This window comes from Georgenia sp. X1117 (assembly GCF_057784635.1).
On sequence record NZ_CM173492.1, the window covers coordinates 1648427 to 1663536 of the forward strand.

13 protein-coding genes, 1 tRNA gene and 1 other RNA gene are annotated in these 15110 nt (G+C 75.2%); 8 read left to right on the forward strand and 7 right to left on the reverse strand.

All coding sequences use genetic code 11. The features are described 5' to 3' along the window. Window positions 1-267: 267 nt before the first annotated feature. From AC3D3D_RS07545 to ffs, 7 genes are all read right to left on the reverse strand, one after another. Window positions 268-2202 carry an acyltransferase family protein gene (locus AC3D3D_RS07545; RefSeq protein ID WP_463662717.1) on the reverse strand — a complete coding sequence of 645 codons (1935 nt, stop codon included), beginning with the start codon at window positions 2200-2202 and terminating at the stop codon, window positions 268-270. A gap of 157 nt (window positions 2203-2359) precedes the next feature. Then, complete coding sequence (locus tag AC3D3D_RS07550) at window positions 2360-3406, reverse strand: aspartate-semialdehyde dehydrogenase (RefSeq protein ID WP_463662716.1); 1047 nt, start codon at window positions 3404-3406, stop codon at window positions 2360-2362. Further along, window positions 3403-4677 (reverse strand): aspartate kinase, encoded by a 1275-nt coding sequence (locus tag AC3D3D_RS07555; protein WP_463662715.1) that lies wholly within the window; start codon window positions 4675-4677, stop codon window positions 3403-3405. Before AC3D3D_RS07555 ends, AC3D3D_RS07550 begins: the two co-directional genes overlap by 4 nt. 138 nt (window positions 4678-4815) lie before the next feature. Beyond that, complete coding sequence (locus AC3D3D_RS07560) at window positions 4816-5601, reverse strand: sulfite exporter TauE/SafE family protein (protein WP_463662714.1); 786 nt, start codon at window positions 5599-5601, stop codon at window positions 4816-4818. Between the two features lie 22 nt (window positions 5602-5623). Further along, entirely contained in the window at window positions 5624-6223 is a 600-nt protein-coding gene (recR, locus tag AC3D3D_RS07565) for a recombination mediator RecR (protein WP_463662713.1), read from the reverse strand. 9 nt (window positions 6224-6232) lie between these two features. Next, window positions 6233-9277: a DNA polymerase III subunit gamma and tau gene (locus AC3D3D_RS07570; RefSeq protein ID WP_463662712.1), complete on the reverse strand. Its 3045-nt coding sequence runs from the start codon at window positions 9275-9277 to the stop codon at window positions 6233-6235. Window positions 9278-9355: 78 nt separating this feature from the next. After that, window positions 9356-9452, reverse strand: an RNA gene (gene ffs, locus AC3D3D_RS07575) — signal recognition particle sRNA small type. A 134-nt stretch (window positions 9453-9586) separates the two neighbouring features. Here ffs and AC3D3D_RS07580 point away from each other — a divergent pair. The 8 genes from AC3D3D_RS07580 to moaC all read left to right on the forward strand — a co-directional run bounded on the left by AC3D3D_RS07580 (window position 9587) and on the right by moaC (window position 15105). Then, window positions 9587-9674 (forward strand) — tRNA-Ser (locus AC3D3D_RS07580). A gap of 126 nt (window positions 9675-9800) precedes the next feature. Next, window positions 9801-10436, forward strand: a complete 636-nt coding sequence (locus AC3D3D_RS07585; RefSeq protein WP_463662711.1) for a DUF7537 family lipoprotein — start codon at window positions 9801-9803, stop codon at window positions 10434-10436. A 301-nt stretch (window positions 10437-10737) separates the two neighbouring features. Further along, the gene (moaA, locus tag AC3D3D_RS07590; RefSeq protein WP_463662710.1) at window positions 10738-11850 is read left to right on the forward strand and encodes a GTP 3',8-cyclase MoaA; all 1113 of its coding nucleotides are present in this window, start codon (window positions 10738-10740) and stop codon (window positions 11848-11850) included. Between the two features lies 1 nt (window position 11851). Beyond that, a complete protein-coding gene (locus tag AC3D3D_RS07595; RefSeq protein WP_463662709.1) occupies window positions 11852-12142 on the forward strand; it encodes a MoaD/ThiS family protein in 291 nt (96 codons plus the stop codon). A 2-nt stretch (window positions 12143-12144) separates the two neighbouring features. Continuing rightward, window positions 12145-12567, forward strand: a complete 423-nt coding sequence (locus AC3D3D_RS07600) for a molybdenum cofactor biosynthesis protein MoaE (RefSeq protein WP_463662708.1) — start codon at window positions 12145-12147, stop codon at window positions 12565-12567. Continuing rightward, window positions 12564-13370 carry a HesA/MoeB/ThiF family protein gene (locus AC3D3D_RS07605; protein ID WP_463662707.1) on the forward strand — a complete coding sequence of 269 codons (807 nt, stop codon included), beginning with the start codon at window positions 12564-12566 and terminating at the stop codon, window positions 13368-13370. The genes AC3D3D_RS07600 and AC3D3D_RS07605 overlap by 4 nt, the downstream gene beginning before the upstream one ends. Next, entirely contained in the window at window positions 13367-14632 is a 1266-nt protein-coding gene (locus AC3D3D_RS07610) for a molybdopterin molybdotransferase MoeA (RefSeq protein ID WP_463662706.1), read from the forward strand. The genes AC3D3D_RS07605 and AC3D3D_RS07610 overlap by 4 nt, the downstream gene beginning before the upstream one ends. Next, window positions 14629-15105, forward strand: a complete 477-nt coding sequence (moaC, locus tag AC3D3D_RS07615) for a cyclic pyranopterin monophosphate synthase MoaC (RefSeq protein WP_463662705.1) — start codon at window positions 14629-14631, stop codon at window positions 15103-15105. Before AC3D3D_RS07610 ends, moaC begins: the two co-directional genes overlap by 4 nt. Window positions 15106-15110: the final 5 nt, after the last annotated feature.

A 15110-nucleotide genomic window follows, 5' to 3' on the forward strand; every position in this document is an offset into this window, starting at 1 on the left:
CGATCCGTCCGGCGCCTGCGCTGAAGTTCCGTGGCGCGTCCCGGCTGTCCCCCCGGATCGTCCGGGACGCGCCACGGTGTACTTCTCGGACGCCCCCGCGCCCACGAACAATGGTGCCAAGCCGCCGTCGACGGGGAGACCCTCGGCAGGCTGAACTTCCCGCCGATCTTCTCCGCCCCCAGGATGAGGCACCTCTCCCCTACCTCCGCGTGACGGGTGCCCCGCAGGATGTGGTAGAGGGTCCCTGCGCGCGCACGGCGGAGCCGATCAGGGGCAGGACCGGAGGGCCTCGTCGACGGTGTCCGCGTACAGCCGCGCGCCCTCGGTCCCCGGGTGGATGCCGTCGCTCGCGAGCAGGTCCGGGGACCCCTCGGCGACGGCGTGCCAGTCCGCGACCACGACCCGCTCGTGCGCCTCGGCGGCCTCGCGGATCGTCTCGTTCGCGCCGGGCACCCAGGTGGCGCTCGGTGGCGCGTGACCGGTCACGAGCACCACGCACCTCTCCCCCGTCGCCGCCAGCAGCCGGTCGAGGTGGTGCGGCGCGATCTCCCCGTTGGTCGCCCCCGCGAGGACCACGTGCCCCCGCAGAGTGCCCTCGGCGGCCATCCGCTCGACGATGTCCACCTCGGCCGGGAAGAACCGCGAGGTCTCGGCGTCGACGGTCACCCCGGGGAGGGTCTCGCCGATCGCTGGCCCCGAGGCGAGCGTGACCGAGTCGCCGACGACGCTCACGTCCTCACCGGGCACGGGCTCCCCCGCCGGTGACGCCTCCTCCTCCGGCCGGTCCTCGTCGGGTCGTTCGCCGTCGGGGCGGTCCTCGTCGGCGTCGCCCTCCTGCGACGGCGACTCCCCGGAGGGTGACTCCGCGGACCCGGGGTCCTCGCCGCGCGGGTAGGTGGTGACCCCGCCCTCGCCGATACCCGAGGCGAACAGCTCCTCGGCCTCGGTACGGGCCGGGGCCCGCTCGACCGCCCAGACCGTGCCGCCGAGGACAAGGACGGAGGCCATGGCCGCCGGCACCCCCAGCGTGACCGCGCGCCGCCGCAGCACGCGCAGCACCCCGGCCACCCCGTGGCGCCGGAAGGGGGTCTCGACCCAGCGGTGGCTGGCCTCGGCCGCGAGCAGCGTCGCGGCCAGCACGCCGAGGGCCACCACGCGCTCGTCGGCGGTGGGCCACTGCGCGTGGGCGAGCACGAGCAGCGGCCAGTGCCACAGGTAGATCGAGTAGGAGCGCTCCCCGGTCCACACCACCGGCCGCAGCTCGAGCACCCGGATGAGGGAGCGGCCCGGGGCGGCGGCGAGGACGGCCGGGGTCAGCGCCTGGACCACCGTCACGGTGAGGACGGAGGCGGCCAGCAGCAGCCAGGGCGTGGCAAGCTCGGAGGAGGCGGGCACGAGGACCGCCAGGGGGACGAGCGCGACGAGGGCCGCCCAGCCCGCCGCCCCGCGCACGCCCGCCCGCGCCGCGCTCGGCGTCGGGCCCCAGCCCGGCGGGTACCACAGCGCCTGCGGGTCCTGGCGGCGCGGCACGAGGGCCAGGGCGAGGGCCGCCCCGAGCATGAGGCCGTAGAGGTGCGTGTCGGTGCCGAGGTAGGCGCGCGAGCCGCCGAGCACCGCGGCCAGGGCGAGGGAGGCGGCGCCGACGGCGAGCGCGAGCCAGGGGCGCACCCGCTGCGGGGCGCGCCAGATGAGCAGCAGGAGGAAGGGCCACAGCAGGTAGAACTGCTGCTCGACACCCAGCGACCAGGCGTGGGTGAGCGGCGCCGGGGTCTGCTGGTCGAAGTAGCTCTGCCCCCCGGCGACCTGCACCCAGTTCGCGGTGAAGGTCAGCGTGCCCGCGAGCTGCCGGCCGATGCCGACGAGCACGTCACCGCCGACCCAGGCCGCGAGCGCGGTGACCGCGAGCGCGCACACGACCACCGCCGGGGCGAGACGGCGCAGGCGCCGGCCGACGAAGGCGACGACGTCGACCGAGCCCGTCCGGCCGATCTCCCCCACGAGCAGCGTGGTGATGAGGAAGCCGGAGACCACGAAGAAGACGTCGACGCCGATGTTGCCGCCCGGCGCCCAGGAGGGCCACAGGTGGTTGACGAGGACCAGTGCGCAGCCGAGGGCCCGCAGTCCGTCGAGTCCCCGGATCCGGCCGCCCGTCGTCATGCCTGCGTGCCCTCCCCGCTCCTCGTGCTCATGGACGGCGACCATGAAACACCACGGTGCTCGCGAGGTGGTGGAGGTCCGCGGGACACTCCTCCCCCGCGTCCGGCCCGCACGCGGGCAGGGGCCGGTCACTGGCCGGACCCGCCCGGTCGCCGGTCCGGCGACCGGCCGGAGGCCGGGATCGCTCAGGCGTGTGGTTCGCTCAGGCGCCGAGCTCGGCGGCGAGCAGCTCGGCGATCTGGACGGCGTTGAGCGCGGCCCCCTTGCGGAGGTTGTCCCCGACGACGAACATCGCCAGGCCGTGCCCGTCCGGTGCCGCGCCGTCGGCCCGGACGCGGCCGACGAAGGTCGAGTCCTTGCCGGTCCCCTTGAGCGGGGTGGGCACGTCCTCGAGCTCGACGCCGGGCGCGGCGGCGAGCACCTCGAGGGCGCGGGCGGGGTCGATGGGGCGCTCGAACTCGGCGTTGACCGCCATGCCGTGGCCGGAGAAGGTCGGCACGCGCACGCAGGTCCCGGCCACCCGCAGGTCGGGCAGGCCCAGGATCTTGCGCGACTCGTTGCGCAGCTTCTGCTCCTCGTCGGTCTCCCGCGAGCCGTCGTCGACGAGGTTGCCCGCCAGGGCGACGACGTTGAAGGCGATCGGCTCGGCGTAGACCTCGGGGGCCGGCAGCTCGACGGAGGTGCCGTCGACGGCGAGGCCCTCGATCTCCTGGGACATGCCGGCCTTCAGCTGGCCGGACAGCTCGCGCACGCCGGCCACGCCCGAGCCGGAGACGGCCTGGTAGCTGGTCACGGTGAGCCGGACGAGGCCGGCCTCCTCGTGCAGCGCCTTGAGGGTCGGCATCGCGGCCATCGTCGTGCAGTTGGGGTTGGCGATGATGCCGCGCGGGCGGTCGGCGAGGGCCTCCGGGTTGACCTCGGAGACCACGAGCGGCACCTCGGGGTCCTTGCGGTACGCCGAGGAGTTGTCGACGACGACGGCCCCGGCCTCGGCGAAGCGCGGCGCCCACTCCCGCGACGTGCCGCCGCCGGCGGAGAACAGGGCGACGTCGATCCCGGCGGGGTCGGCCGTGGCGATGTCCTCCACGACGATCTCCTCGCCGCGGAACGGCAGCCGCGTGCCGGCCGAGCGTGCGGTGGCGATGAACCGCACGTTCGAGGCGGGGAAGTGGCGCTCCTCGAGGAGGGCGCGGATGACCCGACCGACCTGACCGGTGGCACCGACCACCGCGACGTTGATCCCGCTCATCGTCCGGTCCCCCCGTACACGACCGCCTCGGTGTCCTCGGCATCGAGCTCGAACGCCGTGTGCACGGCGCGCACGGCCGTCGTCAGGTCCTCGATGCGGGTGACCACGGAGATGCGGATCTCCGAGGTCGAGATCATCTCGATGTTGATGCCCGCGTTGTACAGGGCGTCGAAGAGCTTGGCGGAGACACCCGGGTTGGAGCGCATGCCGGCGCCGACCAGCGAGAGCAGGCCGACCTCCTCGTCCGCGCGCAGCTCCCCGTAGCCGATCTCCTCGCGGGCCGCCTCGAGTGCGCGCCGCGCGGCTCCGACCTGGGCGGTCGGGAGCGTGAAGGAGATGTCGGTCGTGCCGGTGGCCTTGGCCGAGACGTTCTGGACGATCATGTCGATGTTCGCGTCGGCCGCGGCGACGACCCGGAACAGGCGGGACGCGGAGCCCGGGATGTCCGGGACGTCGACGACCGTGATCTTCGACTGGCTCTCGTCGTGGGCGATGCCGGAGATGATCGGTTCTTCCATGTCGGCTCCCTCATAGGTGTCCTCGGAGGTGACCAGGGTCCCCTCCAGGTGCGAGAACGACGAGCGCACGTGCAGCGGCACGCCGTATCGGCGGGCGAACTCCACGGCCCGCAGGTGGAGGATCTTCGCCCCGTGGGAGGCGAGCTCGAGGGTCTCCTCGAACGAGATCCGGTCGATCTTGCGGGCGGCGGGCACGACGCGCGGGTCGGCGGTGAACAGGCCGTCGACGTCGGAGTAGATCTCGCAGACGTCGGCGTCGAGCGAGGCGGCGAGCGCCACGGCGGTGGTGTCGGAGCCGCCGCGGCCCAGCGTGGTGACGTCGTTGCGCTCGTTGACGCCCTGGAATCCGGCGACGATGGCGACCTGGTCGTCCTTGAGGGACTGGAGGATCCGCCCGGGCGCCATCTTGACGATCGAGGCGCGCCCGTAGTTGACGTCGGTGACGAGGCCGGCCTGCTGCCCCGTGTAGGAGCGGGCGCTGATCCCCTCGGCCGTCAGCGCCATCGCGAGCAGCGACATCGAGATGCGCTCGCCCGCGGTGAGCAGGATGTCGAGCTCACGGGCGGGCGGGTCCTCTGGCATCACCTCGCCGGCGAGGTCGAGGAGGTCGTCGGTCGTGTCGCCCATCGCGGAGACCACCACGACGACGTCGTGGCCCGCCCTCCTCGTGGAGGCGACCCGCCGGGCGACCCGGCGCAGCGCCTCCGCATCGGCGACGGACGACCCGCCGAACTTCTGCACGACCAGTGCCACTGAGGTGCCTCCAGGTGTCGATGGTGGACCGACGGCCAAGGCACCGCCGACTCCGTCGTGCCAACCAGGATAGGGGGATGCCCGACTGGCGGACGGGCGATCCCGCCCAGCGGACCCGTCTGACGGGTCACGCCGGGGCTACCACCAGCCCGACTCCTCGCCCGCCTGCCAGCCCAGGCGCAGGACGAGGATCGAGACGACGACGACGAAGACGACGCGCACGAACCCCGAGCCGTGGGCCACGGCCATCCGGGCGCCGACGTAGCCGCCGGTGAGGTTGCCGACGCCGACGGCCAGCCCCGCGGCCCAGACGACGTGCCCGGCCGGGACGAAGAAGGCCAGCGCGCCGAGATTGGTGGCGAGGTTGACGATCTTGGCGATGCCGGAGGCCTGGAGGAACGCGTACCCGAGGAGACCGACGAGGCTGATGACGAGGAAGGACCCCGTGCCGGGGCCGAGCACGCCGTCGTACACGCCGATGACGGCGCCGATGGCGCAGGCGGCGAGCAGGTGGCGGGTCCCCGTCAGGCGCAGCGCGTTCTCCCGCCCGACGCTGGGGCGGGCCACGGTGTAGACCAGGACCGCGACGCAGGCGGCGAGGATGACGGGGGTGAAGGCCCGCTCGGGGATCGAGGAGGCGATCGCGGCGCCGCCGACGGCGGCCACCAGGGCGGCGCCGGCCATCGGCAGCGCCGTGCGCAGGTCGACGTGGACGCGCCGGTAGTAGGTGATCGAGCTGACGGTGGTGCCCATGATCGAGCCGACCTTGTTGGTGGCCACGGCCGCGAGCGGGCTCATCCCAGGGACCAGGAGCAGCGCGGGGAGCTGGATGAGCCCGCCGCCGCCGACGACGGCGTCGATCCAGCCGGCCACCGCCCCGGCCAGGACCAGCAGCAGGAGGACCGTGAGGTCGGGCTCGGGCATCGCCGCGCTGGGTGTCGGGCCGTCAGGCGGTGATCCGCTTGCGGCCCTCGAACGACCGACCGAGGGTGACCTCGTCGGCGTAGTCGAGGTCGCCGCCCGCGGGCAGGCCGACGGCGAGGCGCGAGACAGGGATCTCGAGCTGGCCGAGCATGCGGATGAGGTAGGTCGCCGTGGCCTCTCCCTCGATGTTGGGGTCCATCGCCAGGATGACCTCCTCGACGGGGTGGTTGCCGAGGCGGGTGAGCAGGTCGGCGATCCGCAGGTCGTTGGGGCCGATGCCGCGCAGGGGGTCGATGACGCCGCCGAGCACGTGGTAGCGGCCCCGGAACTCGCGGGTGCGCTCGATGGCGACGACGTCCTTGGGCTCCTCGACGACGCACAGCTGGGCCCAGGTGCGCCGCGGGTCGGCGCAGATCCGGCACTGCTCGGCCTCGGCGACGTTGCCGCACTCGTCGCAGAACCGCACCTTGGCCTTGACCTCGACCAGGGCGGTGGCCAGGCGGGCGACGTCGTCGGGGTCGGCTGCGAGGACGTGGAACGCGATCCGCTGGGCAGACTTCGGCCCGATGCCGGGCAGCTGCCCCAGCTCGTCGATCAGGTCCTGAACCGCGCCGTCATACACGCGGGAAGCCTACGTCCCCGGGGGGACATCCGGCGTCGGAGCGCGCCGCTCGAGCACGCGGGCACCGAAGACGGACACGAGGAGGTCGACGCCGACCAGGCCCGATCCGTCGGCGTCCTGGTCGTCGGGCGAGGGCTCGTCGTCGGCCGGGTCGACCCGCCCGTCGAGGGCGCGCTGGCCGGGCAGGACCGTCGGGGGCGGCGGGCCGGTCTCCTCACCGTCCTCGGGGGCCGGTTCCTCCTCCGGGTCGGGCGGCGCCTCACCGTCGGCGTACGGGACCGGGTCGGGTCCGACGACGGAGCGTTCGTCGACGGCCTCGCTCGGGTGCGGCCGGGCGCCGGGGCCGGGCGCCCAGGGGTCGTCGGCCGGCTCGGGTCCGGGCAGGTCGGCGGGGTCCTCGTCCTCGTCGGGCTCGGCGAGGGGGTCGGCAGGAGGGCCGGCCGCGACTCGCGCGCTCCCGACGCCGGTCGAGGCGTCGGTGCTGGACGGGGCGTCGGCACCGGCGGCCGCGCGGAGCGCGGCGCCGGGCACGGCCACCGCGGGCCAACCGTCGGGGCCGACGGGGGCGGGCTCACGGGCAGGCGGAGCGCTCTCGCGATCCGGTGGCGTCGACCCGCGGCCGGGCGAGGGAGTCTCACGGGCGGGCGGGGCGGTCGCACGGCCGCGAACGGCAGGCGTCCCGTCCGTGTGCGCCTCCTCGCTCGGGCCACCGTCGGGGTCGACGGCCGGCTGCCCGACAGGCGTCAGCGGGACGCCGGGCGCCGGGCCGCCGTGCGCGCCGGCGTCGCCCTCGTCGGCGGGGCGAGCCGCACCGGCGCGGCTGTTCTCGCCGTGGCCGGCCGGACCGGCCGCGGGGCCGGGCTCATCGGCCGCCGGCCGGCCGGGCCGGGCCCCCGGTTCGCGGGGGTCGTCGTCGGGGCCGCCCGAGGGCGGGCGGGAGGAGCGGTCGGGGCGTGGGGCGCGCTGCCGCGCCCCGCCCTGCGTCGCCCCGTGGGCCGCGCCCGCACCGCCGGGGGCCGCCCCGGCGACGGCGCCGACGGCGCGCAGCCGCACGCCGAAGGTGCGGTGCACGGCCTCCTCCACCGGCTCCGCGTGGCCACCGTTGCGGAAGGCCTCGGCCAGGCCCGGGCTCGGGAAGTCCAGGCGCACGCCCTCGGCGCTGACGTCACCGACGACGGCGTTCATCGACACCAGGGTCCAGGTGGCCCGCCGCAGCCCGGCCAGGACGTCGACGACCTCGTTCCACCGTTGGCGCACGGCCGCCGGGTCGACGCCGCCGGGCTGCGCGTCGGTCGGCGCCTGAGGTGGGGCGGGCGCCTGCGCTGGGGCCGGCACGGCCGGTCCCTGCGCCGGGTCCGGGCCGCCCGTCGTCCGGCTCGCCGAGTCCTGCGGCTCTCCCTCGCCGCCGGCCTGCGCGGCGGCCTGCCGGGCCGCCTCGGCCGGCTCGGCGGGATCGGGCACGCGTGCGGCGGGTGACGGCGCGCCGTCGTCCGCCACGGCTGCCGGCCGGTCGTCGGCCGGGGTGGGGGTCTGCTGCGGCGCACCACCCGTCGAGGCACCGGCGGGAGCGTCGGGCGAGGAACCGCCAGAGGCAGCTCCGGCGGGCGGCGCACCGGCGGCGGAGGCACCGCTGCCCGGCGCCGAGAGGACCGCCCGCCAGTCCGGCACCGGCTCGGGCGCGCGCGTCGGCGGGTCGTCGCGGGTGGACGGGGCGTCGGCGGCAGCATGGTCGCCCGCACCACCGGCTCCCGGCGTCGTCGCGGGGGCGGCTCCCCCCGCCGCCGCGGGCGTGGGTCCCGGCGTCGTCGGGGATCCCGCCGACCCGGCCGACTGCTCGGGGGCGGATCCGGTCCGCACCGGGGCCCCTCCCCCGGCGCCCTGCGCCGGGACGCCCGAGGCGAGCGCCTGCTCGACGCTCTCGACCCGCGCGAGGACGGCGGAGTCCGCGTCGGCCACGCCGGGCAGGAGGATCCGCGCGCAGAGCAGCTCGAGGTGCAGCCGCGGGCTGGTCGCCCCCGTCATCGCCGAGAGCGCGGCGTTGGTGAGGTCGGCGGCCCGCGTCAGGCGAGCCGGACCCATCGCGTGGGCCTGCTGCTGCATGCGCGCAAGCTGGTCCTGCGGGACGCCGCGCAGGGCGGCCTCGGCCTGCTCCCCAGCAAGTGCGACCACGACGAGGTCGCGGAGCCGCTCGAGCAGGTCCTCGACGAAGCGGCGCGGGTCGTGGCCGGTGGAGACCACGTCGTCGACGACCCCGAACAGGGCGGCGCCGTCGCGGTCGATGAGCGCATCGACGACCGCGTCGAGCAGGGCGGCGTCGGTGAAGCCCAGCAGCGCAGAGGCCCGCTCGAGGGACAGGGCCCCCTCGGCCGCACCGGCGACGAGCTGGTCGAGCACCGACAGCGAGTCACGCACCGAGCCGCCGCCGGCGCGCACGACCATCGGCAGGACGCCGTCGGCGACCTCGACCCCCTCGCTCGCGGTGATCTCGGCGAGGTAGGCGGTGAGCACCCGCGGTCCCACGAGCCGGAAGGGGTAGTGGTGGGTGCGCGAGCGGATCGTCCCGATGACCTTGTCCGGCTCCGTGGTGGCGAAGACGAACTTCACGTGCTCGGGCGGCTCCTCGACGAGCTTGAGCAGAGCGTTGAAGCCCTGCGGGGTGACCATGTGCGCCTCGTCGAGGATGAAGATCTTGAACCGGTCGCGCACCGGGGCATAGCTGGCGCGCTCGCGCAGCTCGCGCGCGTCGTCGACGCCGTTGTGGCTGGCGGCGTCGATCTCGACGACGTCGAGGGAGCCGCTGCCCCCGCGGGCGAGCTCGACGCAGGAGTCGCAGGTGCCGCAGGGGGTGTCCGTGGGGCCCTGCTCGCAGTTGAGGCAGCGCGCGAGGATGCGCGCCGAGGTGGTCTTGCCGCAGCCGCGCGGGCCGGAGAAGAGGTAGGCGTGGGTGATGCGGTCCGCGCTCAGAGCCGTCATCAGCGGTTCGGTGACGTGCTCCTGACCCACGACCTCCTGGAAGGTGTCCGGGCGGTACCGGCGGTACAGGGCTGTCGTCACGGGGTCGACCCTAACCGGGCCGGCGGACACCGCGCCGCCCCCGTCCCCGACCTGTGCACGAGCAGGCGCGTGCGGACATGAAGGGACCCCCCGCGCACCCGGTAGAGCCCGTCTACCCTTGCTGCCTTCCGGCCCTGGGGGGGTTCGACTGGGTACCGCCGCACGGGGGGTCTGCCGTCCAGTCTACAAGTTGGGCGCCGCGGGGCCGAGGCCCGTGAGGGTGGCCCGTCTCTCGCCGCAGGGGCCCGGGGCACCCCGCCGGCTCGGGTACGCTAGATCCTCGGTACCGCCCGCCCCGGCGTGCGGCCAGGAGGATTCGCCTAGTGGCCTATGGCGCACGCTTGGAAAGCGTGTTGGGTGCAAGCCCTCGGGGGTTCGAATCCCCCATCCTCCGCCATCTGCCCCGAGCCGCGGCGCCGTGCGAACGGTGCTGCGGCTCGCGGCTTCCCCGTGGGACTCGCGCAGGACGCTCGTGTGCGTGCGGGTCTCCGTCCCCGGCGGAGTCCTCCGGTACCGTGCCCGGATGACGGACCGGCCAGGCGCACGCAGGCGCGCCACCCTGCCTCTCCTCCTCGCCAGCGGTGGCGCCATGCTCGTGGCCGGGTGCGGCGACGACGCCCTCACCGAGGACGACATCATCGACCGGGTCGCCGCGGCGATGCGCGAGGCGCCGGGGTTCACCTTCGAGTGGGACGCCCCCGTCTCCGAGACCGACGCGTTCAGCGAGGGAGCCGTGCGCTACGACGCCGACGGCGAGGTGGACCTGCTCGACCTGACCACCCACGACGTCGACCGGCAGGTCGTCACGGAGGTCCGACTCGTGGACGGGACGATGTACGAGCGCACGGGCGGCGCCGGCGAGTTCGAGGTGCTCGACGAGGACGAGCACGAGCACCACCTCCTGGGGTGGGACTGGGCGGCCGCGGTCGAGTCCTGGGGCACACCGGAGTCGGTCGAGGAGATCGGCGAGAGCGAGGTCGAAGGCGTCGGCACGACCGTCTACGAGGTGCGGTTCACCGACGAGGTCCAGCACTGGTGGGTCGACGACGAGGACCGTCTCCGCCGGACGGAGACCCCGGAGACGGAGGTCGGCGGGACGCTGAGGAGCTGGGGCGAGGACCTCGAGGTCCCGGTGCCGGAGAACGTCGAAGGATCGTGAGCCCGAACCCGCGCTCGGCATGGGGTGCAGCGCGGGCGCGCAGGTCGGCGCTGTCCGACGCTGCACCGGCACGGGCCGCCCCCGCCCCGATCGCACGGGACCTTCGTCGCGGCAGGGCTGCGCGCCGTCGTGTTCTCCTAGATGGGCGGGGCCGCCCACCGGACAGGCGTGACCTGGCACCGGTCCGAGGTGCGGACGGTGTCCGGCGGCACAGCGCCCGCGAGGCCCAAGATTGTTAGATTGGCAGGTGCCGTTGTCCAGCAGCGGCCCGCCGCCGTTGTCGTCGTGGAGGGAGGCACAGATGTCCGCCGACATCCGCACCGATCCCGTCCTCCTGCCGGTGCCCACGATCCCGTCCCCACGCACCGGCACCGGGCGCCCCCTGCCCGCCGACGCCGTCGGGCTGCCCGACCGGTTCGGCCGGCGGGCCACCGACCTGCGCGTCTCGCTGACCGACCGCTGCAACCTGCGCTGCACCTACTGCATGCCGCCCGAGGGTCCTGAGTGGCTGCCCACCGACGACGTCCTCACCGACGAGGAGGTCGTGCGCCTGGTGACCATCGCCGTGCGCGACCTCGGCGTGCGCACGGTCCGCTTCACCGGCGGGGAGCCGCTGCTGCGCCGCGGGCTGGAGGGGATCATCGCCGGCACGGCGGCCCTGCGGGGCCCCGACGGCGAACGGCCCGACATCGCGCTGACGACCAACGCGCTCGGCCTGGACAAGCGCATCGAGTCCCTGGTGGCCGCCGGGCTGGACCGGGTCAACATCTCCATCGACTCCCTCGACCGCGAGCGCTACGCCCGCGCCGCCCGCCGCGACCGCCTGCACGACGCGCTGCGCTCCCTGGACGCCGTCGACCGGGTGGGCATCCGCCCGGTGAAGATCAACGCCGTCCCCATGCTCGACTCCTTCCGCGAGGACGCCCCCGAGCTGCTGCGCTTCTGCCTCGAGCGCGGCTACCAGCTCCGCTTCATCGAGTACATGCCGATCGGACCGCGCGAGAGCTGGAAGCGCGAGGAGATCGTCACCGCGCAGGACCTGCGCGACGCCCTGACCGACGCCGGTTTCACCCTCACCGCCCGCACCGGACCGCGCGGCTCGGCACCCGCCGACGTCGAGGACGTCTCCGCACCGGGCCTGCCCGACGGCACCGTCGGCCTCGTGGCCTCGGTCAGCGAGCCCTTCTGCGCCTCGTGCACCCGCACCCGCATCACCGCCGACGGCCAGGTGCGCTCCTGCCTGTTCGCCACCACCGAGACCGACCTGCGCGCCCTGCTGCGCGACGGCTCCGACGACGCCGCGGTGACCCGCCGCTGGCAGGAGGCCATGTGGGGCAAGCCCCGCGCCCACGGCTTCGGCACCGACGACTCGTTCGCCCTTCCCTCCCGCACGATGTCCGCCATTGGAGGCTGACGTGACCACCCAGGCCACGACCCCACCCGCACCCACCGCTACCAGGACCGTCACCGTGCGGTTCTTCGCCGGGGCCGCCGAGGCCGCCGGCACCTCCTCGACCAGCGTCGAGGTGGCCGCCGACGCCACGCTCGGCGGCGTCGTCGAGGCCCTGCGCGCCGGCGCCGACGAGCGTCTGACCCGCGTGCTCGACGTCGCCACCTGGCTCCTCGACGGCGCGCGCGCCGAGCAGGACGCGCCCGTGCCCGAGGGCGCCACCGTGGACTGCCTCCCGCCCTTCGCGGGCGGCTGAGCGTGGCCCGACGCGTCGCCGCCGAGGTCACCGACGTCCCCCTGGACCCGACGGCGCTAGCCGACGCCTGCGCCGACGACCGGTGCGGCGCGGTGGCGACCTTCTCCGGCGTCGTGCGCAACCACGACGACGACCGCGGCGTCACCGGCATCACCTACTCCGCCCACCCCGAGGCCGCGACCTTCCTCGCCGAGGTCGTCGACGAGTTCCTCGACCGGCCCGGCGTGCACGCCGTCGGCGCGGTCCACCGGGTCGGCGAGCTGGCCATCGGCGACCACGCGATCGTCGCCGTCGTGGCCGGGGAGCACCGCGCGGAGACCTTCGCCGCCCTGGCCGAGCTCGTCGAGCAGGTCAAGGCGCGCGTGCCGATCTGGAAGCACCAGTCCTTCACCGACGGTTCCACCGAATGGAGCGCCCTGCCGTGAGCCCCTCCCCCGCACCGCTGCCCTCCCTCGAGGTGCCCCTGAGCCGGCCGCTCGAGCCCCTGCCGCCCGGCGCCTACGACCGGCACCGCCGCTCGCTGCTCGTCGAGGGCTACGGGGAGCGCGGGCAGCAGCGGCTCGCGGCGGCCCGCGTGCTCGTCGTCGGAGCCGGCGGCCTGGGTTCGCCCGTGCTGTTCTACCTCGCGGCGATGGGCGTGGGCACCATCTACGTCTCCGACGCCGACGAGGTCGAGCTCAACAACCTCCAGCGGCAGTTCATCCACACCGAGGCGACGGTGGGCGTCCTCAAGGCCGAGTCCGCCGCCGCGGCGCTGCGCGCGCTCAACTCCGAGATCGAGATCGTGCCCATGGGCCCGGCGACCACCGAGTCGCTCGACGCGCTGCGGGACGACGTCGACCTCGTCATGGAGTGCTCCGACGTCTTCGCCACGAAGTACCTCGTGGGCGACTGGTGCGCCGCCAACGGCAAGCCGCTGGTCTGGGCGAGCGTGATGGCGATGATCTGGCAGGTGTCGGTGTTCTGGACCGACCCGCCCGCGCCGTGGCGTCCCCTCGCCCTGCGCGACCTCCACGCCGAGCCGCCAGCCCCGGGCGCCGTGCAGACCTCGCACGAGATCGGGGTCCTGGGCCCCGTCGTCGGGCAGGTCGCCTCCGCCCAGGTGGTCGAGGCGGTCAAGCTGCTCGTCGGCACCGGCTCCCCCCTGTATGGCCGGGTCCTGGTGGGTGACTCGCGCGTCCAGCAGATCGACCAGCTCGAGTACGCCCGCCCGCGGGAGGACGCGTGAGCCTCGTCGACGTCGAGACCCACCTCGCCCGCGTGCTGGCCACCGCCGCCGAGGTCGTGGCCGCGCGTCCCGAACGCACCGTCGAGCGGGTCCCGCTGCGCGAGGCCGCCGGCCGGGTGCTCGCCGCCGACGTCCTCGCCCGGGCCGCGGTGCCCCCGTTCACCAACTCCGCGATGGACGGCTTCGCCCTGCGCGCCGCCGACCTCGACGGCCTCGCCGACGACGCCCTCGAGCTGCCCGTGGCCGGCGACGTCGCGGCCGGCGCGGTGCCGGGGACGCTCACGCCGGGCACCGCCCAGCGGATCATGACCGGCGCCCCGCTCCCGCCCGGGGCGGACACCGTGATCCCCGTCGAGGACACCGACCACCGGCCCGGCCCCGGACCGGCTCCCGAGCGCGTGCGGCTGAGCTCCCGGCCGCGCGCGGGTGCGTGCGTGCGGCACGCCGGGGAGGACGTCGCCGTCGGGGACCCGGTGCTGGCGGCGGGCACGCTGCTGGGTCCGGCCCAGCTGGCCGCCGCGGGCTCGGTCGGGCACGGCAGCCTCACCGTCGCCCGCCGGCCGCGGGTGCTCGTCCTCACCACCGGGGACGAGCTGGTCGAGCCCGGCGACGACGTGCCCGACGGGCAGATCACCGACTCGAACTCGGTGCTGCTGTCCACGCTGGTCACCGACGCCGGCGGCGACCCGGTGCACGCCCGCACCCGCGACGACATCGAGGCCTTCCGGGCCGTGCTGGCCGACCACCTGGCCGAGGTCGACCTCGTCGTCACCGCCGGCGGCGTCTCGGCCGGCGCCCACGAGGTGGTGCGCCAGGCCCTCGAGGGTCGGGGCGTGGACTTCGTCGGGGTGGCCATGCAGCCCGGCAAGCCGCAGGGTTTCGGCACCCTCGACGACGGCGGTCGGCGGGTCCCGGTGGTCTGCCTGCCCGGCAACCCCGTCAGCGTCTTCGTCACCTTCCACGTCATCGTGCGCCCGCTGCTGGCCGTCCTCACCGGAACGGAGCCCACCCACGAGCGGTTCCCCGTCGTGGCGGCCCGGGACTGGCCGACCCCGCCGGGCCGGCGCCAGTACGCGCCCGTCGAGCTGCGCCGGGACGGGGCGACGATCCTCGCGGAGCCGCCGCACCCGCACGGGGCGAAGTCGCACTTCGCCGCGACCCTGGCCCGGGCCGACGCGCTGGTCGTCGTGGCCGCGGAGGCCGACCAGGTGCGCGCCGGGGACCACCTCGAGGCCTTCGTCGTCGGAGGATGGGACGCATGAGCGAGCTGACCCACCTGCGCGGCGACGGCACGGCCTACATGGTCGACGTCACCGCCAAGACCCCGACCGTCCGCCAGGCCACCGCCCGCGCCACCGTCACCTGCGCGGCGGAGACGATGGCCGCCCTGACGGAGGGCTCGGTGCCCAAGGGTGACGTGCTGGCCGTCGCCCGGATCGCCGGCATCCAGGCCGCCAAGCGCACCCCCGAGCTGCTGCCGCTCGCGCACGTCATCGGCGTGCACGGGGCGAGCGTGGACCTCGAGCTCGCCGAGGACCGCGTGGAGATCCGGTCGACCGTGCGCACCGCGGACCGGACCGGCGTGGAGATGGAGGCGCTGACGGCCGTCACGGTCGCGGCGCTGACGGTGGTCGACATGCTCAAGGGCATCGACCGCACGGTGGCCATCCGCGAGGCGATGATCGTCGCCAAGTCCGGGGGCCGCTCCGGGGACTGGACCCGCGAGGAGGCGTAGGCCGA

Excerpts from the sequence above, each read along its gene's own strand:
- AC3D3D_RS07545 (WP_463662717.1), bottom strand. The coding sequence starts at position 2,202 with ATGGTCGCCGTCCATGAGCACGAGGAGCGGGGAGGGCACGCAGGCATG.
- AC3D3D_RS07550 (WP_463662716.1), bottom strand. The coding sequence starts at position 3,406 with ATGAGCGGGATCAACGTCGCGGTGGTCGGTGCCACCGGTCAGGTCGGT.
- AC3D3D_RS07560 (WP_463662714.1), bottom strand. The coding sequence starts at position 5,601 with ATGCCCGAGCCCGACCTCACGGTCCTCCTGCTGCTGGTCCTGGCCGGG.
- AC3D3D_RS07585 (WP_463662711.1), top strand. The coding sequence starts at position 9,801 with ATGACGGACCGGCCAGGCGCACGCAGGCGCGCCACCCTGCCTCTCCTC.
- moaA (WP_463662710.1), top strand. The coding sequence starts at position 10,738 with ATGTCCGCCGACATCCGCACCGATCCCGTCCTCCTGCCGGTGCCCACG.
- moaC (WP_463662705.1), top strand. The coding sequence starts at position 14,629 with ATGAGCGAGCTGACCCACCTGCGCGGCGACGGCACGGCCTACATGGTC.